Consider the following 20,098-nt stretch of genomic DNA (forward strand, 5'->3'; position numbering starts at 1 on the left):
GGCGAGAAAGGAGTAAACTTAAACGATCCCCGAGAGGAGAAAAGCGATGAAACGACTCTTACTTTTAGCCATGCTGTTGCCGTTTGCAGGCTTTGCACAGCCTATCAACACCATGAATAACCCGAACCAACCCGGTTATCAGATCCCGAGTCAGCAGCGTATGCAGACGCAAATGCAATCGCAGCAGATTCAACAGAAAGGGATGCTCAACCAGCAGTTGCAAACGCAGACGCGTATGCAGCAACAGCATATGGAAAACCAAATCAACACCAACTCCCAGCGAGTACTTCAGTCTCAGCCTGGCGAGCTGAATTCCGGTCAGCAGCAGATGCTTTCCAACAGCAACGGTGGGATGTTGAGTGGAACCCGTAACCCGGACAGCTCGCTGAATAAGCAACATATGCTGTCAGAGAAAAAGAACGGCGACATGCTGAAGCCCTCCAGCACGCCGCAGCCTAATGTTCCGTTAAAAACGATTGGACCTTAACAGGGCTGGAAATCCGGACCAATCGTATCAATAGCATCGGTACAGATACAGTCCACTCCCCAGCGTAGCAGTTCCGCCGCGCGCTGGGGTCGGTTGACGGTATACACCAGTATCCGTAGCCCCGCGTCGCGCAGCGCATCCACGCGAGCGTCATCCAGCAGCTTGTGATTAAGATGAATAGAGACGCAGCCAAGCCGCGTTGTCAGCTCACGCCAGTCTTCGCGCCATTCATCCAGCAGCAAACCTCTAGGCAGTTCAGGCGCCGCCTGCTGCGCCGCTTCAAGCGCATCAATTTCAAAGGATGACAACAGTGGTGGCGTCATTTCCGCCCACAGTTCCCGCGCGGCCAGCGCCACGACTTTGCCGGTTAAGGTTCCGGTGCCGGTTGTGGGTTTAATTTCAATATTCGCCATCATACCGTGCTGACGGCAGCGCTCGGCCACTTGCGAGAGCAGCGGCAGCGGTTCACCTTTAAACTCACCGCTAAACCAGCCGCCGGCGTCCACGCGCAATAAATCCTGCCAGTTCAGCTCGCCTGCCACGCCCCAGCCGTTACTGGTTCGCTCCAGGTTGTCGTCATGCAGCAAGAAGATCTCACCGTCTTTCGACAATTTAGCGTCAAACTCGATCATGGTATGCCCGTATCGCGCCCCCACGTCGATCGCCGCCAGGGTGTTTTCCGGTGCCAGCTTACCGCCGCCACGATGGGCGACAATATGGGGGTAAGGCCAGTAACTCATACGCGTTGTCCTGTTTCGCCATCAAAAAGATGCAGATGATTTTCTGGCAGATGCAGCCACAGCGTGCTGCCTGCCGTCGGGCGATGCTGATGCGCCAGTCGCACCACCAGCTTTTGCTCACCCCAACGTCCATGTGCCAGGTTATCCGCTCCCAGCATTTCCAGCGTGTCGACGACCAGTGGCACGCCGCCTTCGGCCTGCGAGCTTAGCGCAATATGCTCCGGGCGGATACCCAGCGTCATATTACGCCCACCAGACACTCTGGCGCTTCTGCCGACCGGCAACGTCATACCGTCGTCAAGCTCAAAATGGGTACCCGCGGCGCTGATGCGCCCGTCCAGCAGGTTCATCGCCGGGCTGCCGATAAAACTCGCCACAAAGCGGCTGGCTGGCTTTTCATACACCTCAACCGGCGTACCTACCTGCTCGGCAATGCCTTTGTTCATCACCATCACCCGCTGGGCGAGCGTCATCGCTTCAACCTGATCGTGCGTCACGTACAGCGAAGTGGTTTTCAGGCGGCGATGCAGATGTTGTAACTCGAGACGCATCTGTACGCGCAGCTTGGCATCGAGATTGGAAAGCGGTTCATCAAACAGGAATACCGCCGGGTCGCGGACAATCGCCCGCCCCATCGCCACGCGCTGGCGCTGTCCGCCGGAAAGCTCGCGCGGACGACGCTTGAGCAGTTCACCCAGCTCAAGAATACGCGCCGCCTCTTTCACCCGTTCGGCAATATGCTCCTTACCCATCCCGCGGATTTTCAGCCCCCAGGCCATGTTTTCTTCCACGCTCATATGCGGGTAGAGCGCGTAGTTCTGAAAGACCATCGCAATGCCGCGATCCTTCGGCTCCATCTCGGTAACGCGCTTATTATCAATCCAGATATCGCCGCCGCTCACCCGCTCAAGCCCGGCCACCATCCGCAGCAGCGTAGACTTTCCGCAGCCGGATGGCCCAACCATCACGATAAATTCCCCGTCCGCGACGTCCAGCGTCAGCGGTTTAATCACCTGGGTTTTGCCGTCCCAGCTTTTGGTTACTGCCTGTAGTTTGAGTCCTGCCATTTTATTTCTCACTGTCCACTAAACCACGTACAAACGCGCGCTGCATGGCTAACACGATGATTACCGGAGGGATAAGCGTTAGCAGCATGGCTGCCATTACCTGATTCCATTGGGTGGTACCTTCACCGGTGGCAATCATGCCTTTGATACCCGCCACCGCAGTGCCCAAATTGACGTCGGTAATAATTAACAACGGCCACAGATACTGGTTCCAGCCGTAGATAAAGGTGATAACGAACAGCGCCGCCAGGTTGGTTTTTGACAGCGGTAGTACGATATCGCGGAAAAAACGCATCGGTGACGCACCGTCAATACGCGCCGCCTCAACCAGTTCATCCGGCAGGGTCATAAAGAACTGCCGAAACAAGAAGGTTGCAGTAGCCGATGCCATCAACGGCAGCGTCAGACCCGCATAGCTGTCGAGCATTTTCAGGTTGGCAATAACCTCCACCGTCGGGAAAATACGCACCTCAACCGGCAGCATCAGGGTGATAAAAATCATCCAGAAGAACAGGTTGCGCAGCGGAAAACGGAACCAGACGATGGCGAATGCGGAGAGCATAGAAACGGTGATTTTGCCTACCGTAATACTGAACGCCATAATGAAACTGTTGAGCATCATCAGCCAGAACGGCGCGCTATTGACGCCCACGCCGTTGACCCAGATGTATTTCATGTTTTCCAGTAGCTGTGTGCCGGGCACCAGCGTCATCGGCGTTTCAAACACCGCTTTGTTGTCCAGCGTCGCCGCGACAAACGCAACGTACAGCGGAAACAGGATCACCATGATCCCCATAATCAACATGGCATGGCTGAATATTGTTAGCCCACGACGGTTCTCAATCATTGGTAACGCACCTTACTTTCCACATAGCGGAACTGCACCACCGTCAAAATAATGACCAGGAACATCAGCACCACCGATTGCGCGGCCGAAGCGGAGAGATCCAGCCCAACAAACCCTTCGCGATAGATCTTATAAATCAACGTAGTGGTCGCCTGTACCGGGCCACCCGCCGTGGCGGCATCGATCACCGGGAAAGTATCAAAGAAGGCATAAACCAGATTCACCACCAGCAGAAAGAAGCTGACCGGGGCTATCAGCGGCAACGCCAGCTTAAAGAAGCGGCGAACCGGCCCTGCGCCATCAATCGCGGCGGCCTCAATCAGCGACCGCGGAATAGACTGCAGTGCGGCAAAGAAGAACAGGAAGTTGTAACTAATCTGCTTCCAGACCGACGCAAACACCACCAGGAACATCGCCTGACCGCTGTTTTGCGCATGGTTCCAGTCATAGCCAAACTCACCGAGAAAATGGGTAATCAGTCCGCGTCCTGGGTTAAACAGGAAGATCCACAATACGGCGGCGACGGCGGGCGCGACGGCATAAGGCAACAGCATCAGCGTCTGGTAAAAACGACTGCCACGCACCACGTAATTCACCAGCGCCGCAAAAAACAACGACACCAGCAGACCGCTTACCGTGACGAACGTACTGAACTTAATGGTGGTCCAGAACGAATCAAGGTAGTACGGGTCATGAAACAGCGCGACAAAGTTCTCCAGTCCGACAAACTGGCTGGAAAGACCAAACGGATCAACGGATTGCAACGAATACCACAGCGCTTCACCGGCGGGCCAGATAAAGAAAATAACGGTGATAACCAGCTGCGGAGCCACCAGCAAATAGGGAAGCCAACGCGAGCGGAATACCGGACGGGATGAAGACATGTAGACTTTTCCTGGAAGGTGCCGGATGGCGGTGCAGGCACCTTATCCGGCCTACAAACGCTGTAGGCCTGATAAGCGCAGCGCCATCAGGCACTTATACACTTAAGACTTGGTCGATTGCTCAAAACGACGCAGTAACTGATTGCCACGTTCAACGGCGGTATCCAACGCCTGCTGCGGGGTTTTCTTCCCGGTCCAGACGCTTTCCAGCTCTTCATCCACGATAGTGCGGATCTGCGGCATGTTGCCCAGACGCAGCCCTTTGGTGAACGGCAACGGCGGCTTGTTCAGCATCTGGCGAGTGGCGATATCAGCCCCTGGGTTCTTATCATAGAAGCCCTGCTCGCGGGTCAGGTCGTAGGCAGCAGTGGTGATGGGCAGATAGCCGGTCTTCTGGTGCCATTCGGCAGCAATTTCAGGCTTCGCCAGGAAGTTGAGGAACTGCGCCACGCCTTCGTAAGTTGCTTTGTCTTTACCCTGCATAACCCACAGGCTGGCCCCACCGATAATCGCATTCTGCGGTGCGCCCTTCACGTCGGCATCGTACGGCATCATTCCGACGCCATAGTTGAATTTAGCGTAGTGACGGATGTCAGCCAGAGAACCAGAAGAGGCGGTGGTAATGGCACAATCCCCGTTATAGAACTTCTCGGTGGACTCATCTTTACGCCCAAAGTAGCTGAAATCCCCTTTTTTGTTCAGCTCTTCCAGCAGGGCGATATGTTTCACCTGTTCCGGTTTATTGAACTCCAGCACCGCGTCAGTACCGTCAAAACCGTTGTTTTTGGTTGCTACCGGCAGACCGTTCCAGGCGCTGAAGTTTTCAATCTGAATCCATCCCTGCCAGCCGCTGGCGTAACCGCACTTCATTCCTGCGGCTTTCAGCTTCGCGGTGTATTCCGCCAGATCCTGCCAGGTTTTCGGCGGCTGCTCCGGGTCTAAACCGGCTTTTTTGAAGGCATCTTTGTTGTAGTACAGCACCGGAGTGGAGCTGTTAAACGGCTGGGAGAGCAAGTGCCCACTTTTAGAGTCGGTGTAGTAACCGGAAACGGTCGGTACGAACTGAGACTCATCGAAGTTAATGCCGGCCTCTTTGAAGACTTCATAGACCGGTTTAATGGCTTTCGAGGCCATCATTGTTGCCGTACCCACTTCATAAACCTGCAACAGCGCAGGCGCGTTTCCGGTACGGAAGGCGGCAATACCTGCGCTCAGGCTTTGCTCGTAGTTGCCTTTGTACTGCGGAACAATTTTGTAGTCGGGATTGGCGGCATTAAAACGTTGCGCCAGTGAGTCAACTTCTTTACCCAGTTCGCCTTCCATTGAGTGCCAGAACGGGATAGTGGTGACCGCCAGTGCCTGACCTGCAAATGCCAGGCTAAGTGCCAGTCCTAAAGCTGTATGTCGTAACGATATCATCGGTTATCTCTCTTGTTGTGCCGGATGCGCGATATCACGCGTTTTATGCTCGCGGGGGTAACATGACATGCTCGAATGACAGAAAAATAACTTTTTTATTACAAAAAAAAGATAGTAAGGCGACAAACAGATGGCAAGGCGGTGAAAGCGTAGTGACAGGAAAATGCGGGGTGGTGCACAACAAAGCCGGATAGCGCTATGTCTTACCCGACCAGGATGATGTTATCTGTTACTGCCAGCAAGGAACATTAATCTTTACGCCCGCGTCGTTCATATTCATTCTGTAAACGCTGCTGTTCACGCCGCTCGCGTTCGCGCTGGATATCCGATTTCTCATCTTCCCAGCCCGGACATACTGAGCTGGTGAAGACTTCGCAGGGCGAGTTGGACTGCGCTAACGGGTTGTCCGGTTTCTCTTCCCAGATTGATGGGTCGCGCGGGTCGAACGCTGGCGGCGCTGAGGCCAGGGTATTTAATGAAAGCGTCAAAAACAAACTACCAATCATCATGCAGGTACCTGAACGAATCATCCTTTCTCCATGTTCATTTTTATTATTGATAACTATTCTCAATAATAACATAGAGCAATAAAAAGGGGCCACAGCGGGCCCCTTGTCTATTCAGAGAATGGTTAACCGCCCAGATACGCGCTGCGCACCGCTTCGTTAGCCAGTAACGCATCACCGGTGTCTTCCAGCACCACATGACCGTTTTCCAGCACGTAGCCGCGATCGGCGAGCTTCAGTGCCTGGTTAGCGTTCTGTTCAACGAGGAAGATGGTCATCCCCTGCTCGCGCAACTGCTCGATGGTGTTAAAAATCTGCTGGATGATAATCGGTGCCAGACCCAGCGACGGTTCATCAAGCAGTAGCAGCCTCGGCTGGCTCATCAGCGCACGACCTATCGCCAGCATCTGTTGTTCACCGCCGGACATCGTTCCCGCACGCTGAATTCGACGCTCATGCAGGCGAGGAAACAGGTCATACACCCATTTGATGCGTTCCTGAAACTGGTCCTTTTCGGCAAAGAAGCCGCCCATCGCCAGGTTCTCTTCGACCGTCATGCGGGAAAACACGCGACGCCCTTCCGGAACAATCGCGACCGCTTCGCGCATGATTTTCGCCGTCTGCCAGTCGGTAATGTCTTTACCATCAAAGACAATTCGCCCGCTGGTCGCACGCGGATCGCCGCATAACGTACCGAGCAGCGTGGTTTTTCCCGCGCCGTTGGCGCCAATCAGGGTAACGATTTCACCCTGGTTGATATACAAGCTGACATCGTGCAGCGCCTGTATCTTGCCGTAGTGGGCGCTGACTTTGTCGAACGATAACATCACGTTATCCATATTATGCCTCGCCCCCATTATGCTTCTCCTAAATAGGCGCGGATAACATCCGGGTTATTACGAATCTGTTCCGGCGTCCCGTTCGCCAGCGGCGTGCCCTGGTTCACCACGTAAATACGGTCGGAAATCCCCATCACCAGCTTCATATCGTGCTCAATCAACAAAATGGTAGTGTTGTGATGGTTACGCAGTTCAGCAATCAGCTCGTCCAATTCTTTGGTCTCTTTCGGATTGAGGCCTGCGGCGGGTTCGTCGAGCATCAGGATTTCCGGCTGGGTCACCATGCAGCGGGCAATCTCCAGACGGCGCTGATCGCCGTAGGCCAGGTTACTGGCCTGCCGGTTGGCATGCTCCAGCAAACCAATACGCGCAAGCCAGGTGGCGGCGCGATCCAACGCTTCACTCTGCGCGCGACGGAACGACGGAGTTTTCAACAGACCGGAGAAGACACCGGTTTTCAGCTGCTGATGTTGCGCCACCAGCAGGTTTTCAATCACCGTCATTTCGCGAAACAGACGCACGTGCTGGAAAGTACGCACCACGCCCATACGCGCAATTTGCTGGCCCGGCAGCCCTTCCAGATGCTGGTCGCGCAGCTTAATCGTGCCGCCTGTCGGTTTATAAAAACCGGTCAGACAGTTAAAGACCGTGGTTTTCCCCGCGCCGTTTGGCCCGATTAACGAGACGATTTCCTGCGGACGCAGTTCCAGCTCAACGTTGTTTACCGCCAGCAGACCGCCGAAGCGCATCATCAGGCCGTTAACGGATAATAATGGCTGACTCATGCCTGCTCTCCTTTCGCTTCCCCGTTTTTCAGCTTCAACTGCGGACGGGTCATCGGCAACAAGCCCTGCGGACGCCAGATCATCATCAGTACCATTAAACCACCCAGCATTAACATGCTGTATTCGTTGAAATCACGCATTAGCTCACGTGACACCACCAGCAGGATAGCCGCGAGGATCACCGCAAACTGTGAGCCCATTCCGCCCAGTACCACAATCGCCAGCACAAAGGCCGACTCGGCAAAGGTGAACGATTCCGGGCTGACAAAACCCTGGCGCGCAGCAAACAGCGTACCGGCAAAACCCGCGAACGCAGCGCTGATGGTAAAGGCGGTCAGCTTGATGCGCGTAGGGTTTAAGCCCAGCGAGCGACAGGCAATTTCATCTTCACGCAGCGCTTCCCACGCACGGCCCAACGGCATACGCAGTAGACGGTTGATGACAAACAGCGAGAAGACCACCAGCAGCAGCGCCACCAGATAGAGGAAAATGACGCGGTCAGACGGATCGTACTTCACATTAAAGAAGTTGCTGAAAGTATCCCAGCCGCCTTCACGGGCGGTACGGCTGAACTCCAGACCGAAAAAGGTGGGTTTCGGGATCTGGCTGATACCATTTGGGCCACCGGTCACTTCGGTGTTGTTGAGCAGCAGGATACGGACGATTTCGCCGAAGCCTAACGTCACAATAGCCAGATAATCACCGCGCAGGCGCAGTACCGGGAAGCCGAGCAGGAAGCCCGCAGCAGCGGAAACCAGCCCTGCCAGCGGCAGACAGGTCCAGAAGCCGAGTCCGTAATAATGGTTCAGCAGTGCGAAGGTGTAAGCGCCGATGGCATAGAAGCCGCCGTAGCCCAGCACCAGCAGGCCGGAAAGCCCCACTACCACGTTTAAGCCGAGGCCGAGGATGATATAAATCATCGTCAGCGTGGCGATATCCACCGTTCCGCGCGACACCATAAACGGCCACGCCACGGCAATCACCAGCAGCGCCACCAGGAACAGCTTCTGTTTAACGGTGGAGCCATCAATCGCCGGCAGAATAAACTTCGGTCCGGAGACGCTCTTCAGCCCCTTCTGGAAAGCAGGACGCAACAGTTGAAAGAGAAAGACCACGCCAGTGCCGATAAATACCCACTGCCAGCGGATATCCGCAGCGGTATCCACCACCAGTTTGGTGCCGTCAAGTTCCAGTTGAACGCCCATAAAGACGCCCGCCAGAATGAAGAACATAGCGGCGGAAAGCAGCGCCATTGCAAAATGCATCGGTTTCATACTTTCTCTACCTCCGGGCGACCCAGAATACCGGTCGGCATCACCAGCAGCACCAGAATCAGCAGCGCGAACGACACCACGTCTTTGTATTCGGTACTCAGGTAAGCAGAGGAGAGCGCCTCGGCAACGCCCAGAATCAGGCCGCCGATCATCGCCCCAGGAATGCTGCCGATGCCGCCCAGTACCGCCGCGGTAAAGGCCTTCATCCCGGCCATAAAGCCGATGTACGGGTTAATTACCCCGTAGAACTGACCGAGCAGCACGCCTGCTACCGCCGCCATTGCCGCGCCAATCACAAAGGTCAGCGCAATCACGCGATCGGTGTTAATACCGAGCAGGCTGGCCATCTTCAGATCTTCCGCGCAGGCACGACAGGCGCGACCCATACGCGAATAGCGGATGAAAATCGTCAGTGCCAGCATCGCCAGGAAGGTTACGATCCAGATAACCAACTGCATGGTGGTGATAGACGCAGAGAAGTTTTCGCTACTGCCGATAGTCCACTGGCCGTTGAACAGGCTGGGCAGCGCCACATCACGCGAACCTTCGGTGAGGCTGACGTAGTTTTGCAGGAAGATAGACATCCCGATGGCGGAAATCAGCGCAATCAGGCGCTTGGAGCTGCGCACGGGCCGATACGCCACGCGTTCAATACTCCAACCGTAGGCGCTGGCAATCACAATCGCGCCGACGAAACCCGCCGCGACCAGTAGCCAACTGGAATCAATACCCATCATCATTAGCGCAGCGATGATCATAAAAGAAACATAGCTGCCGATCATATACACCTCGCCGTGGGCGAAGTTGATCATGCCGATAATGCCGTACACCATCGTGTAACCGATAGCGATCAGCGCGTAGGTGCTTCCCAGCGTGACGCCGTTAAACATCTGCTGCAAGAAATAGAGGAACTGCTCGGACATAAGGTAACCTTTCTTAACCCGCCCGTTTTGTACGGGCGGTGGGATAACTCGTCTTCAGCGATTACTTCGCGACGGTCGATGATCCGTCCGCGTGCCACTGGAAGACACCAAACTCAAATCCCTTCAAATCGCCTTTTTCGTCCCATTTCAGCGGCCCAATCACGGTATCAGCCCCGTGTGCTTTCAGATCTTTCACCAGGTCCAACGGCTCTTTGCTACCGCTGCGATCCATTGCAGTTGCCAATGACTGGACGGCTGCATAAGTGATCCACACGTACGGACCAGTTGGATCTTTCTTGTCAGCTTTGAGCGCATCGACGATAGCTTTATTCGCCGGATCCTGGTCATAGCGTTTTGGCATGGTCACCAGCATGCCTTCAGCGGCATCACCGGCGATGTTAGACAGCGACGCATTGCCGACGCCCTCTGGTCCCATAAACTGGGTTTTCAGCCCGACAGAACGCGCCTGGCGCAGCATTTGCCCCATTTCCGGGTAGTAGCCGCCGTAATAAACAAAGTCGATATTTTCTTTTTTCAGGCGGGCGATCAGCGCAGAAAAATCTTTTTCCCCGGCGGTGATCCCATCGAAGAAGACGATGTTGCCTTTGCCCGCTTTCAGGCTGTCCTGAACTGAACGCGCCAGGCCTTCACCGTATTGCTGTTTATCGTGAATGATGGCGATGCGCTGCGGCTTCACTTTCTCCAGGATGTATTTCGCGGCGGTCGGCCCCTGAGAGGAGTCCAGGCCCGCTGTACGCATAATGTGTGCATAACCGCGCTGGGTCAGTTCTGGATTGGTTGCGCCAGGAGAAATCATCAGAATGCCTTCATCTTCATAGATATCTGATGCAGGCTGCGTAGAAGATGAGCACAGATGACCAATAACGTACTGAATGCCGTCATTGACGATTTTGTTCGCTACCGCAACGGCTTGTTTTGGATCGCAAGCGTCGTCATATTCCACAGCGACCAGTTTGTCGCCTTTGACTCCACCTTTGGCATTGATATCTTTTATGGCCTGACGTGCGCCATTAAATTCCATATCACCCCACTGCGCGACCGGACCTGACATCGCGCCAACAACAGCGACCTTGATATCTTCCGCCATGACCGCATGCGACATTGCCAGTGCTATCACCCCTGCGATGATTGTTTTCGCATTCCGTTTCATTTCTGAATCCCCATTCGTGACGTAATTAATATTTTGTATTTATGTGGTTAAAAAGCAGACTGTGCTTTTTTTGCGCTGTGCTATTTTTACCAGTCTCATTAATGGCTTAGCACAGTTTTTTAAGCAAATTACGGCTAAAAGCTCTATTTTTCAGTCGATTAAGAAAAGATAATATTCTGCTTTTCACTATAGATAAACAAAAAAAAGCGCGTTTGTCAGCATAAAATAATGGCACAAAGAGCGGAATAAAATGCTGCATTCCAGGGGATTATCCTGCCTGTTTTTCAATCTCTACTGTTTCAATCTGTCATTACCGTTGTTACAAAACTATTAACCTGGTGAATCATGTAAAAAAGAGAAAGCATCCGGGCGAATTATTTCGGTACACTGATTCCATCTTTTGTGATTTGGACATGCTGTTAATGAAGCTGACCATCGTTCGTTTAGATAACTTTAGCGACCAGGACCAGATTGATCTGGGTAAAATCTGGCCGGAATATTCCGCCTCATCGTTAAGCGTAGATGAAACGCACCGGATTTACGCCGCGCGCTTTAACGAGCGTCTGTTAGGCGCAGTTCGCGTAACCCTGAGCGGCACACAAGGCGCGCTGGATTCATTGCGCGTGCGCGATATCACCCGCCGTCGCGGCGTCGGGCAGTATTTGATCGAAGAAGTGATCCGGGAAAACCCTGACGTGAGTTCATGGTGGATGGCCGACGTCGGCGTTGAAGACCGTAGCGTGATGGCCGCGTTTATGCAGGCGTTAGGGTTTACGGCCCAGGCGGATGGCTGGGAGAAGCGCTAAAAGAAAGCCGGATGGCGCTGACGCTTATCCGGCCTACGAAGTGCTCGTTGTAGACCTGGTAAGTATGTAGGCCGGGTAAGGCGAAGCCGCCACCCGGCACTCAATTACTTGGCGTCTGTCGCCGTCCCGTTTGCGTGCCAGTCAAACACGCCGAACTCGAAGCCTTTCAGATCGCCCTTCGCATCCCATGACAGCGGCCCCATTACGGTTTCCACTGAGTTTGCTTTCAGGTATTTGGCAATTTCAGCCGGATCGTCAGACTGGTTCAGGCCGGCCTGTAAGGATTGCAGCGCGGCGTAGGTGGTCCAGACGAATGCGCCGCTCGGATCCTGTTTCTTGGCTTTAATAGCATCTACGATGGGTTTGTTCGCGGGAACCTGATCGTAGTTCTTCGGTTTCGTCACCAGTAAACCTTCCGCAGACTCACCCGCGATGTTAGACAGCGATACGTTCGCTACCCCTTCCGGTCCCATAAACTGGGTTTTCAGGCCAGCAGCGCGCGCCTGACGCAGAATCTGCCCCATTTCCGGGTGGTAACCACCGTAGTAAACGAAATCAATATTTTCTTTCTTCAGACGCGCCACCAGCGTAGAGAAATCTTTTTCGCCGGCGGTGATACCGTCGAAGAACACCACATCAGCGTTGGCTTTCTTGAGGTTGTCCTGCACGGAGCGCGCCAGGCCTTCGCCGTACTGCTGTTTGTCGTGAACGATGGCAATGCGCTTCGGTTTCACTTTATCGACGATATATTTCGCCGCAGTTGGGCCCTGATCGGAATCGAGACCGGTGGTACGCAACACCAGATTATAGCCGCGCGCGGTCAGTTCTGGCGCCGTTGCCGCTGGGGTGATCATCAGAATACCTTCGTCTTCATAGATGTCTGATGCAGGCTGAGTGGAAGAAGAGCACAGGTGACCAATAACGTATTTAATCCCGTCGTTGACCACTTTGTTAGCAACCGCTACCGCTTGTTTCGGGTCACAGGCATCGTCATATTTCACCATGACCAGTTTGTCGCCTTTCACGCCGCCCTTGGCGTTGATATCTGCAATCGCCTGCTCTGCGCCAGTAAATTCCTGATCGCCATACTGCGCTACCGGACCGGACATCGCGCCGACGACGGCCACTTTAATATCCTTAGCAAACGCCATATTGCTCAAAGACAGGGCGATACATCCTGCCAATAACGCTTTACCCTTCATATTCATCCTGACAATCCCCATTATTGTGGTTATTACGTGTGTTGTGATGTTGTTGTTCAGCACTTTATTTCGATTATTGGATAGCCACCCGTGCTTTAGCAGCATACTCTGCTAAAACATACCCGATTTTTATTATTTTGGAATAGCTAAATTTGACATGCAGATAACAACTTGATGACAAAAAGCATAAACGTCAGGAGGGAGAGGGAGTAATAAAAACAAAAAACCCCGGATTTTCATCCAGGGTTTATCAGCATTTCCAGGTCGGCTGGAAGATTACGCTTCGATCGCCGCACGCAGTTTTTTCATGGCGTTCTTTTCAAGCTGACGAACACGTTCAGCGGAAACGCCGTAGCGATCGGCCAGCTCCTGTAACGTCGATTTGTTGTCTTCGTCCAGCCAACGGGCACGAATGATGTCCTGGCTACGCTCGTCCAGGCCTTCCATTGCGTGGGTCAGTTTGTTCGCGGCCTGATCTTCCCAGTTATCTTCTTCAATGCCGTCGGCAAAGTTAGAAGATTTATCCTGCAGATACAGCACCGGAGCCATCGGCTGGCTGCCAGACTCATCGTCTGAAGACATGTCAAACGTCATGTCCTGCGCCGCCATACGGGATTCCATTTCGCGCACGTCTTTGCTGGAAACACCCAGTTCGCGAGCAACCATTTCGACTTCATCCTGATTAAACCAGCCCAGACGCTGCTTGGTTTTACGCAGGTTAAAGAACAGTTTACGCTGCGCTTTGGTGGTCGCGACTTTAACGATACGCCAGTTACGCAGGACGTATTCGTGGATCTCAGCTTTGATCCAGTGCACGGCGAAAGAAACCAGGCGCACACCCACTTCCGGGTTGAAACGGCGCACGGCTTTCATCAGGCCGATATTACCTTCCTGAATCAGATCCGCCTGCGGCAGGCCATAGCCCGCATAATTACGAGCAACATGAACAACAAAGCGCAGGTGAGACAGGATCAGCGTTTTAGCTGCTTCCAGATCGCCCTGGTAATGCAGCTTTTCAGCCAGTGCCCGCTCCTCGTCAGCCGACAACATCGGCCACGCGTTCGCAGCCCGGATGTAAGATTCCAGGTTACCAACAGGGGCTAAAGCTAAATTTTGCATTTCTTTGGTCATTCAAATCCTCTCAATCTTTTCATCTGGCGCATTGGCTAAAAACTAATTAACAAAAACCAGTAGCAACAACCATGCCAGAGCTTATGAGCAACGAGAATATCATTCAATCTTTTATCAGACAGTGATTTTATCCACAAGTTCCATGTCGTAATGTGTATAGATTACGCACAAAATGTGACATCACAATGAATACGCTGGGAAGAGACAACAGGGACTCTTTCCCTGCAGAGCGAACTACTCAGTGCAGGGAAAGATTATACCAGAGATTTTTTAATCGGGGGTAAAGTGGCGTAAATGTTGAACCGTGGCAAGCCAGGCTGCCACCCAGCCAATCATCGAGCACACCAGCAGCAATAACAGGCATTCGTCGAATGATAAGCCGTTGATATCAAACTTGGTTCCAAAAACCTGCGCCACTTCAGTTACCGCTGACGACAGACGCATCACCAAAATTTCTGACAAAATCAGTGAAAGAAATGCGCCGGAAAAACCGAGCAGTGCACCACCATAAAGGAACGGACGCAGGATAAATCCATCCGTCGCGCCAATCAGTTTCTGCACGTTAATGGTATCGCGACGCGCAAAAATACTCAGACGCACGCTGTTACCAATGACGAGGAAGACCGCCGCCACCATCAGCACGCCAATCATCGCGGAAACGCGTCCAACAAGGCCCGTCAGCGCCGCCAGGCGAGCGAACCAGCTGTCATCCATCCGCACTTCATCAATACCGTTGATTTGTGCGATGCGGTCACGCAGCGTGTTCAGCGACTCCGTCCCCTGGAAGTCCAGTTTAGGGATAACCACCGCCACGGCCGGCAGCGGGTTCTCTTCCAGCATATCCAGCGCGCCGCCAAAACCAGACCAGTTACGGAATTCACCCAGCGCGTCGTCACGGGAAAGATAATTCACTTTCTCAACGCCCTGCTCGGCCTGCAACTGACCCACCACCCGCGCCGCCGCATCATCATCCAGCGTTTTTTGCAGGTAAACGGTGATCTGCGGGGACGGATAATACTGGCTTGCCGCATGGTCTACGTTCTTATAAACCATGTAGCACACGCTTGGCAGCGTCAGGGAGATGGCAATAACCATCACCGTCAGAAACGTCGCCAGCGGCTTGCTTTTCAGGTCCTGCAACGCGCCCTGGAACGCATAACGTACCTGCTCGTTAAAGACATTGGTTTTACGCGAGTTCGGCTTTGGCGCAGCTTTCGCCCGCTTTGGCGCGTTGCGACCGCCGTCACCCGGCGCACCGCCCGATTTACGAAAGCGATCCAGTCGGCCACCGAACTGCTTGATTTGATTAATAGCGTCACGTCTATTCATGCGCCAGGCCTCCATGCAGATGTCCATCGCTCAGAACCATTTGGCGATAGGAGCGACGGGAAATCAGGCCAATATCGTGCGTGGCCATTAATACCGTGACCCCGACGCGGTTAAACTCTTCGAACAGGCGAAGGATTCCTTCTGACAGCGCGTCATCCAGGTTCCCCGTTGGTTCGTCCGCCAGCAGTACCGCAGGTTTGTTCACCACCGCACGAGCGATGCCCACGCGCTGTTGTTCACCGCCGGAGAGCTGAATCGGGAAGTTTTTCGCTTTGTCCAGTAGCCCGACTTTATCCAGCGCCGCTGACACGCGACGACGAATATCGTCCCCGCTGGCGCCCGCGATGATCAGCGGGATTGCCACGTTGTCAAACACGGTTCGGTCCATCAACAGGTGGTGATCCTGAAAAATCATGCCAATCTGACGACGCAGAAACGGCACTTCACGGTTTTTCAAACGGCTGATGTCATGCCCGCTGAAGTAGATTTTCCCGGCGCTGGGCCGTTCAATTCCACAAATCAGCTTCAGCAGGGTACTTTTCCCCGCGCCGGAGTGGCCGGTCAGAAACGCCATCTCGCCAGGCTGCATATGGAAGGTCACTCCCTGCAGCGCTTGTCTCCCACCGAGATAGGCCTTGCTGACATGTTCAAAGCGAATCATTGTTAATCCTCTCGGGCAAAAAGTGCCTCTATAAAATCGTCCGCTTTAAACGGACGTAAATCCTCGATACGTTCGCCCACACCGATATAGCGGATAGGGATGCCAAACTGATCGGCAACCGAGAAGATGACCCCGCCCTTCGCCGTACCGTCCAGCTTGGTCAGGGTGATACCGGTTAAGCCCACCGCTTCATGGAACAGTTTGGCCTGGCTTATCGCATTCTGCCCGGTGCTGGCGTCGATAGTCAGCATAACTTCATGCGGCGCATCTTCGTCCAGCTTCTTCATGACGCGAACGATTTTTTTCAATTCTTCCATCAGGTGCGATTTATTCTGCAAACGCCCTGCGGTATCAGCGATCAGCACGTCTACGTTACGCGCCTTCGCCGCCTGGATGGCATCAAAGATAACGGACGCAGAATCGGCACCGGTATGCTGAGCAATCACCGGGATATTGTTACGCTGACCCCAGACCTGCAGCTGTTCTACCGCCGCCGCACGGAAAGTATCGCCCGCCGCCAGCATGACCGATTTACCCTGTTGCTCAAACTGACGCGCCAGCTTACCGATAGTGGTGGTTTTGCCCACGCCGTTGACGCCAACCATTAAGATAACAAAGGGTGTTTTGCCATCAACATTCAGCGGTTCGTCAACCTTCGCCAGAATCTCGCCCATCTCGTCTTTCAGCAAACCGTACAGCGCTTCCGCGTCTTTAAGCTGCTTGCGACTGGCGCCTTCCGTCAGATTCGCAATGATCTTGCGGGTCGTTTCTACGCCCACGTCGGCGATGAGCAACTGCTCTTCCAGCTCTTCAAACAGATCATCGTCGATCTTTTTACCACGGAACAGACTGATAAATCCGGAACCGAGGTTTTCTTTTGTTTTCAGCAGGCTGCGTTTCAGGCGCGCAAAGAAACCTTCTTTAGTTGGTTTTTCCTGCTCCTGGACTGCCTCTTCTTTTACCGGTTCTTCAACGGCAGGTTCTTCTACCGGCACAACCATGACGGCTTCTTCAGCAGCCTCAGCGGCCAGCGCCTGTGCTTCCAGCTCTTCATCGGTCAGTTGCGGTTCGTTTTCAGCTTCTTCTTCAGCCGCCTCAACGATTTCCACGGTTTCCGCTTCGGCCTGCCACTCTTCGGCAGAAACATCTTCGGTTTTAACCTCTTCCGGCAGCGGCAATTCTTCGCGTTCGATGACCACCGCTGCTGGCGTTTCCACAACGGTTTCAGCAACCGGCTCAATTTTCGGCTGTGGTTGTTCGGCGACAGGTTCTTCTTCCGGCTGCAGTTTTTCGATTTCCGCAACCTGTTCAGTCACTTCAACGACTTCAGCTGCAAAGGCTTGCGTTTGTGCTTCGCTACGGGTTTCCTCGGCGCGCGGCGGTTCGCCAACGACGGTAGTTTCTTCAGCAACCGGTTGTTGTTCTTCGTTTTTTACTTCTGTCTCGTTTTCCGGTGCCTGCTCTTTTTGACCAAAGCCCAGCCAGGAAAAAAAGCCACGTTTTTTCTCTTTCGCCATTTGCGACTACACTCCCCCGCTGTTGCTTCATGGCACAGCGTCAACGCTATGTACATAGCAGCTAAAAAAATGATGAAATAGTCTATCACTTATACCCAATGAATTTCGAGTTACGTCAAGGCGGCAAGCGCACGACAAATTCGTCAGGAACGAATTTGAACAACCGAAGGTCACCTTCGGTCAGGGACAAGGATGTCCCTGATTCATCCCGATGAGCTTACTTTTAGTAAGTGATTCGGGTGAGTAAGTGCAGCCAACGAAGAGGTAACTTGAAAGGCGAAGGGTTAACTTAACTCACATCACCGCCTGGAATGACATGCTATAGGCGGATTGAGCAATAATAGAAATGAAAAAACCGAATCACTCTGGTAGCGGCCAGATTCGCATTATTGGCGGGCAATGGCGTGGCCGTAAACTCCCGGTTCCGGACAGCCCTGGTCTGCGTCCGACCACTGACCGTGTACGCGAAACGTTGTTTAACTGGCTGGCCCCGGTAATGGTCGATGCCCACTGCCTGGACTGCTTCGCCGGCAGCGGCGCGCTGGGTCTGGAAGCTCTCTCTCGCTATGCGGCAAATGCGACGCTTCTGGAGATGGATCGCGCGGTATCTCAGCAGCTACAAAAGAATCTCGCCACGCTGAAAGCCCCCCATGCCCGCGTCGTCAATACCAATACGCTGACATTTTTGGCCCAGACGGGTACGCCGCATAACGTGGTATTTGTTGACCCGCCGTTCCGCAAAGGATTACTGGAAGAAACATTAACTCTTCTGGAAACTCATGGCTGGCTGGCAAATGAAGCGTATATTTACGTTGAAAGCGAAGTAGAAAACGGTTTGCCGCCGGTTCCGGTAAACTGGTCGCTATACCGTGAAAAAGTCGCCGGACAGGTCGCCTATCGCCTGTACCAACGTGAAGCACGAGGAGAACACGATGCTGATTAACCTGGGACGCCTGCTGATGCTGTGCGTCTGGGCATTTTTACTACTGAATATTTTTCAACCCTTTCCACGCCCTCTTAACATCTTCGTTAACGTCGCGCTGATATTTATGGTGCTAATGCATGGCATGCAGTTGGCGCTGCTAAAAAGCACCATGCCCAAAGATGGCCCGCAGATGACCGGTGGAGAGAAAATCCGTATTTTTCTGTTCGGCGTTTTTGAACTGCTGGTGTGGCAGAAGAAGATTAAAGATCAGTTGAAGAAGTAACTGCGCTCTTTTCGCCCGGCGGCGCGTTGCGAGCCGGGGCGACAAAATTTGTAGGCCGGATAAGGCGTAAGCAGCCATCCGGCATCAGTCAGATGAAATCTTAGCGTTCAGCCGTAAAATCAATAAAACGCGAACCTTTGTAACTCAGCGTGCCTTTATCCCCAACCGTTAACGCATGGTACTGGCGGGCGTCCAAACGAAAGGTTTGCTCGAGGCCGCCGCTTTGTGGCTTAAAGCTGGCTTCATAGCGCATGCTGGTTCCTGCCGGGCTCACTTCCTGCTGACGGGATCGCCGATCGTTAAGCGGTTTTTCCCGTTTGTTACTCACCACCACCTGCTTTTGCACCAGCGGCGCCGCATCATTATCGGCTTTTTCACGCCGCTGCTGGACAAAACGAAACGACGCGGCGACAACGATTAAGATAATGATAATAATGAAAAAAAGTGGTGGTTTGCTCATGTTATTAACCCATCAGAAAATGCGGAAATAAGCATACATTGCCTGTTATGGTGTTGTCATCTGGCTGTGTCGGCCTCTACACTGGACAGTAGAGCCGTGAGCACCCCGCTTACGAAAAAATAACGAATTCAAGGAACTAAGATGCTTTGGTCGTTTATCGCTGTCTGTCTTTCCGCATGGTTGTTCGTGGATGCTTCCTATCGTGGGCCTGCATGGCAACGCTGGGTCTTTAAGCCCCTGACATTGCTGCTCCTGGCGCTGCTGGCCTGGCAGGCGCCAATGTTTAACGCTATCAGCTATCTGGTACTGGCTGGCCTGCTTGCCTCACTGCTGGGTGATGCGCTTACGCTGTTACCGCGCCAACGCCTGCTGTACGCCGTGGGAGCATTCTTCCTGTCGCATCTGCTGTATACCATCTACTTCGCCAGCCAAATGACGCTGTCGTTTTTCTGGCCTCTGCCGTTGGTGCTGGTCGTAATGGGGGCGTTGCTGATTGCCGTGATCTGGACGCGTCTGGAAGAGCTGCGTGTCGCTATCTGCACCTTTATCGGCATCACGCTGATGATGGTCTGGATGGCCGGAGAGCTGTGGTTCTTCCGCCCGACCGCGCCGGCGCTGTCGGCATTTATGGGCGCATCGCTCCTGTTCATCGGCAACATTGTCTGGCTGGGTAGCCATTATCGTCGCCGCTTCCGCGCCGATAACGCAATTGCCGCCGCCTGCTACTTCGCCGGACATTTCCTGATTGTTCGTTCGTTGTATCTTTAAAACGCTTGACTCTGGAGTCGACTCCAGAGTGTATCCTCCGGTTAATACGAAATGATTATCAACCGGAGGATGCC

General features: G+C 53.5%; 22 protein-coding genes. 5 read left to right on the plus strand and 17 right to left on the minus strand.

Translation table 11 applies throughout. The features are described 5' to 3' along the window. Nucleotides 1-46 precede the first annotated feature (46 nt). Nucleotides 47-487 carry a DUF2756 family protein gene (locus OGV94_RS21955; RefSeq protein WP_043018601.1) on the plus strand — a complete coding sequence of 147 codons (441 nt, stop codon included), beginning with the start codon at nucleotides 47-49 and terminating at the stop codon, nucleotides 485-487. Here the strand turns inward: OGV94_RS21955 and ugpQ are convergent. From ugpQ to livK, 11 genes are all read right to left on the minus strand, one after another. Beyond that, on the minus strand, nucleotides 484-1,227 hold the full coding sequence (gene ugpQ, locus OGV94_RS21960; protein WP_286524397.1) for a glycerophosphodiester phosphodiesterase: 744 nt from the start codon (nucleotides 1,225-1,227) through the stop codon (nucleotides 484-486). The genes OGV94_RS21955 and ugpQ overlap by 4 nt on opposite strands. Continuing rightward, nucleotides 1,224-2,294 (minus strand): sn-glycerol-3-phosphate import ATP-binding protein UgpC, encoded by a 1,071-nt coding sequence (locus OGV94_RS21965; RefSeq protein ID WP_047408101.1) that lies wholly within the window; start codon nucleotides 2,292-2,294, stop codon nucleotides 1,224-1,226. Before OGV94_RS21965 ends, ugpQ begins: the two co-directional genes overlap by 4 nt. Nucleotide 2,295: 1 nt before the next feature. After that, nucleotides 2,296-3,141 carry a sn-glycerol-3-phosphate ABC transporter permease UgpE gene (gene ugpE, locus OGV94_RS21970; protein WP_003023450.1) on the minus strand — a complete coding sequence of 282 codons (846 nt, stop codon included), beginning with the start codon at nucleotides 3,139-3,141 and terminating at the stop codon, nucleotides 2,296-2,298. Next, on the minus strand, nucleotides 3,138-4,025 hold the full coding sequence (gene ugpA, locus OGV94_RS21975) for a sn-glycerol-3-phosphate ABC transporter permease UgpA (RefSeq protein WP_043018604.1): 888 nt from the start codon (nucleotides 4,023-4,025) through the stop codon (nucleotides 3,138-3,140). The genes ugpE and ugpA overlap by 4 nt, the downstream gene beginning before the upstream one ends. A gap of 102 nt (nucleotides 4,026-4,127) precedes the next feature. After that, the gene (ugpB, locus tag OGV94_RS21980) at nucleotides 4,128-5,444 is read right to left on the minus strand and encodes a sn-glycerol-3-phosphate ABC transporter substrate-binding protein UgpB (protein ID WP_043018605.1); all 1,317 of its coding nucleotides are present in this window, start codon (nucleotides 5,442-5,444) and stop codon (nucleotides 4,128-4,130) included. Nucleotides 5,445-5,692: 248 nt separating this feature from the next. Continuing rightward, the gene (locus tag OGV94_RS21985) at nucleotides 5,693-5,974 is read right to left on the minus strand and encodes a hypothetical protein (RefSeq protein ID WP_080626001.1); all 282 of its coding nucleotides are present in this window, start codon (nucleotides 5,972-5,974) and stop codon (nucleotides 5,693-5,695) included. A 101-nt stretch (nucleotides 5,975-6,075) separates the two neighbouring features. Continuing rightward, a complete protein-coding gene (livF, locus tag OGV94_RS21990; protein ID WP_087050797.1) occupies nucleotides 6,076-6,789 on the minus strand; it encodes a high-affinity branched-chain amino acid ABC transporter ATP-binding protein LivF in 714 nt (237 codons plus the stop codon). 17 nt (nucleotides 6,790-6,806) lie between these two features. Beyond that, nucleotides 6,807-7,574, minus strand: a complete 768-nt coding sequence (gene livG, locus OGV94_RS21995) for a high-affinity branched-chain amino acid ABC transporter ATP-binding protein LivG (protein WP_003827578.1) — start codon at nucleotides 7,572-7,574, stop codon at nucleotides 6,807-6,809. Further along, nucleotides 7,571-8,848 (minus strand): branched chain amino acid ABC transporter permease LivM, encoded by a 1,278-nt coding sequence (gene livM, locus OGV94_RS22000; protein ID WP_043018609.1) that lies wholly within the window; start codon nucleotides 8,846-8,848, stop codon nucleotides 7,571-7,573. The genes livG and livM overlap by 4 nt, the downstream gene beginning before the upstream one ends. Then, nucleotides 8,845-9,771, minus strand: coding sequence for a high-affinity branched-chain amino acid ABC transporter permease LivH (livH, locus tag OGV94_RS22005; RefSeq protein ID WP_047408085.1), 927 nt, complete (start codon nucleotides 9,769-9,771; stop codon nucleotides 8,845-8,847). The genes livM and livH overlap by 4 nt, the downstream gene beginning before the upstream one ends. 61 nt (nucleotides 9,772-9,832) lie before the next feature. After that, entirely contained in the window at nucleotides 9,833-10,942 is a 1,110-nt protein-coding gene (gene livK, locus OGV94_RS22010; protein WP_043018611.1) for a high-affinity branched-chain amino acid ABC transporter substrate-binding protein LivK, read from the minus strand. Nucleotides 10,943-11,364: 422 nt separating this feature from the next. Here livK and panM point away from each other — a divergent pair, with 422 nt between their 5' ends. Next, nucleotides 11,365-11,748: an aspartate 1-decarboxylase autocleavage activator PanM gene (panM, locus tag OGV94_RS22015; RefSeq protein WP_080626357.1), complete on the plus strand. Its 384-nt coding sequence runs from the start codon at nucleotides 11,365-11,367 to the stop codon at nucleotides 11,746-11,748. A 104-nt stretch (nucleotides 11,749-11,852) separates the two neighbouring features. On the opposite strand, the gene livJ is transcribed toward panM, so the two are convergent. The 5 genes from livJ to ftsY form a co-directional block, all read right to left on the minus strand. Next, entirely contained in the window at nucleotides 11,853-12,956 is a 1,104-nt protein-coding gene (livJ, locus tag OGV94_RS22020; RefSeq protein WP_140389828.1) for a branched chain amino acid ABC transporter substrate-binding protein LivJ, read from the minus strand. A gap of 270 nt (nucleotides 12,957-13,226) precedes the next feature. Beyond that, nucleotides 13,227-14,081 carry an RNA polymerase sigma factor RpoH gene (gene rpoH, locus OGV94_RS22025; RefSeq protein ID WP_286524401.1) on the minus strand — a complete coding sequence of 285 codons (855 nt, stop codon included), beginning with the start codon at nucleotides 14,079-14,081 and terminating at the stop codon, nucleotides 13,227-13,229. Between the two features lie 270 nt (nucleotides 14,082-14,351). Next, nucleotides 14,352-15,410, minus strand: a complete 1,059-nt coding sequence (gene ftsX / locus OGV94_RS22030) for a permease-like cell division protein FtsX (protein ID WP_016154839.1) — start codon at nucleotides 15,408-15,410, stop codon at nucleotides 14,352-14,354. Then, the gene (gene ftsE, locus OGV94_RS22035; RefSeq protein ID WP_003023420.1) at nucleotides 15,403-16,071 is read right to left on the minus strand and encodes a cell division ATP-binding protein FtsE; all 669 of its coding nucleotides are present in this window, start codon (nucleotides 16,069-16,071) and stop codon (nucleotides 15,403-15,405) included. Before ftsE ends, ftsX begins: the two co-directional genes overlap by 8 nt. Nucleotides 16,072-16,073: 2 nt before the next feature. Continuing rightward, entirely contained in the window at nucleotides 16,074-17,588 is a 1,515-nt protein-coding gene (ftsY, locus tag OGV94_RS22040; RefSeq protein ID WP_181230994.1) for a signal recognition particle-docking protein FtsY, read from the minus strand. A gap of 346 nt (nucleotides 17,589-17,934) precedes the next feature. On the opposite strand from ftsY, the gene rsmD reads away from it, so the two are divergent. Together rsmD and OGV94_RS22050 are read left to right on the plus strand one after the other, a co-directional pair. After that, nucleotides 17,935-18,531 (plus strand): 16S rRNA (guanine(966)-N(2))-methyltransferase, encoded by a 597-nt coding sequence (gene rsmD, locus OGV94_RS22045; RefSeq protein ID WP_043018614.1) that lies wholly within the window; start codon nucleotides 17,935-17,937, stop codon nucleotides 18,529-18,531. After that, nucleotides 18,521-18,796 (plus strand): DUF1145 family protein, encoded by a 276-nt coding sequence (locus OGV94_RS22050; RefSeq protein WP_043018615.1) that lies wholly within the window; start codon nucleotides 18,521-18,523, stop codon nucleotides 18,794-18,796. The genes rsmD and OGV94_RS22050 overlap by 11 nt, the downstream gene beginning before the upstream one ends. Before the next feature lie 100 nt (nucleotides 18,797-18,896). On the opposite strand, the gene OGV94_RS22055 is transcribed toward OGV94_RS22050, so the two are convergent. After that, nucleotides 18,897-19,256, minus strand: coding sequence for a DUF2500 domain-containing protein (locus OGV94_RS22055; protein ID WP_075145527.1), 360 nt, complete (start codon nucleotides 19,254-19,256; stop codon nucleotides 18,897-18,899). A gap of 141 nt (nucleotides 19,257-19,397) precedes the next feature. On the opposite strand from OGV94_RS22055, the gene OGV94_RS22060 reads away from it, so the two are divergent. Further along, nucleotides 19,398-20,024 carry a lysoplasmalogenase gene (locus OGV94_RS22060; RefSeq protein WP_043018617.1) on the plus strand — a complete coding sequence of 209 codons (627 nt, stop codon included), beginning with the start codon at nucleotides 19,398-19,400 and terminating at the stop codon, nucleotides 20,022-20,024. The last annotated feature ends 74 nt before the right edge of the window (nucleotides 20,025-20,098 follow it).

It is taken from the genome of Citrobacter sp. Ce006 (assembly GCF_030336535.1).
Lineage (GTDB): Bacteria > Pseudomonadota > Gammaproteobacteria > Enterobacterales > Enterobacteriaceae > Citrobacter > Citrobacter europaeus.

Bases quoted from the DNA above. Each gene is read 5' to 3' on its own strand.
- OGV94_RS21955 (WP_043018601.1), top strand. From the start codon at position 47: ATGAAACGACTCTTACTTTTAGCCATGCTGTTGCCGTTTGCAGGCTTT.
- ugpQ (WP_286524397.1), bottom strand. From the start codon at position 1,227: ATGAGTTACTGGCCTTACCCCCATATTGTCGCCCATCGTGGCGGCGGT.
- OGV94_RS21965 (WP_047408101.1), bottom strand. From the start codon at position 2,294: ATGGCAGGACTCAAACTACAGGCAGTAACCAAAAGCTGGGACGGCAAA.
- ugpE (WP_003023450.1), bottom strand. From the start codon at position 3,141: ATGATTGAGAACCGTCGTGGGCTAACAATATTCAGCCATGCCATGTTG.
- ugpA (WP_043018604.1), bottom strand. From the start codon at position 4,025: ATGTCTTCATCCCGTCCGGTATTCCGCTCGCGTTGGCTTCCCTATTTG.
- ugpB (WP_043018605.1), bottom strand. From the start codon at position 5,444: ATGATATCGTTACGACATACAGCTTTAGGACTGGCACTTAGCCTGGCA.
- OGV94_RS21985 (WP_080626001.1), bottom strand. From the start codon at position 5,974: ATGATTCGTTCAGGTACCTGCATGATGATTGGTAGTTTGTTTTTGACG.
- livF (WP_087050797.1), bottom strand. From the start codon at position 6,789: ATGGATAACGTGATGTTATCGTTCGACAAAGTCAGCGCCCACTACGGC.
- livG (WP_003827578.1), bottom strand. From the start codon at position 7,574: ATGAGTCAGCCATTATTATCCGTTAACGGCCTGATGATGCGCTTCGGC.
- livM (WP_043018609.1), bottom strand. From the start codon at position 8,848: ATGAAACCGATGCATTTTGCAATGGCGCTGCTTTCCGCCGCTATGTTC.
- livH (WP_047408085.1), bottom strand. From the start codon at position 9,771: ATGTCCGAGCAGTTCCTCTATTTCTTGCAGCAGATGTTTAACGGCGTC.
- livK (WP_043018611.1), bottom strand. From the start codon at position 10,942: ATGAAACGGAATGCGAAAACAATCATCGCAGGGGTGATAGCACTGGCA.
- panM (WP_080626357.1), top strand. From the start codon at position 11,365: ATGAAGCTGACCATCGTTCGTTTAGATAACTTTAGCGACCAGGACCAG.
- livJ (WP_140389828.1), bottom strand. From the start codon at position 12,956: ATGAATATGAAGGGTAAAGCGTTATTGGCAGGATGTATCGCCCTGTCT.
- rpoH (WP_286524401.1), bottom strand. From the start codon at position 14,081: ATGACCAAAGAAATGCAAAATTTAGCTTTAGCCCCTGTTGGTAACCTG.
- ftsX (WP_016154839.1), bottom strand. From the start codon at position 15,410: ATGAATAGACGTGACGCTATTAATCAAATCAAGCAGTTCGGTGGCCGA.
- ftsE (WP_003023420.1), bottom strand. From the start codon at position 16,071: ATGATTCGCTTTGAACATGTCAGCAAGGCCTATCTCGGTGGGAGACAA.
- ftsY (WP_181230994.1), bottom strand. From the start codon at position 17,588: ATGGCGAAAGAGAAAAAACGTGGCTTTTTTTCCTGGCTGGGCTTTGGT.
- rsmD (WP_043018614.1), top strand. From the start codon at position 17,935: ATGAAAAAACCGAATCACTCTGGTAGCGGCCAGATTCGCATTATTGGC.
- OGV94_RS22050 (WP_043018615.1), top strand. From the start codon at position 18,521: ATGCTGATTAACCTGGGACGCCTGCTGATGCTGTGCGTCTGGGCATTT.
- OGV94_RS22055 (WP_075145527.1), bottom strand. From the start codon at position 19,256: ATGAGCAAACCACCACTTTTTTTCATTATTATCATTATCTTAATCGTT.
- OGV94_RS22060 (WP_043018617.1), top strand. From the start codon at position 19,398: ATGCTTTGGTCGTTTATCGCTGTCTGTCTTTCCGCATGGTTGTTCGTG.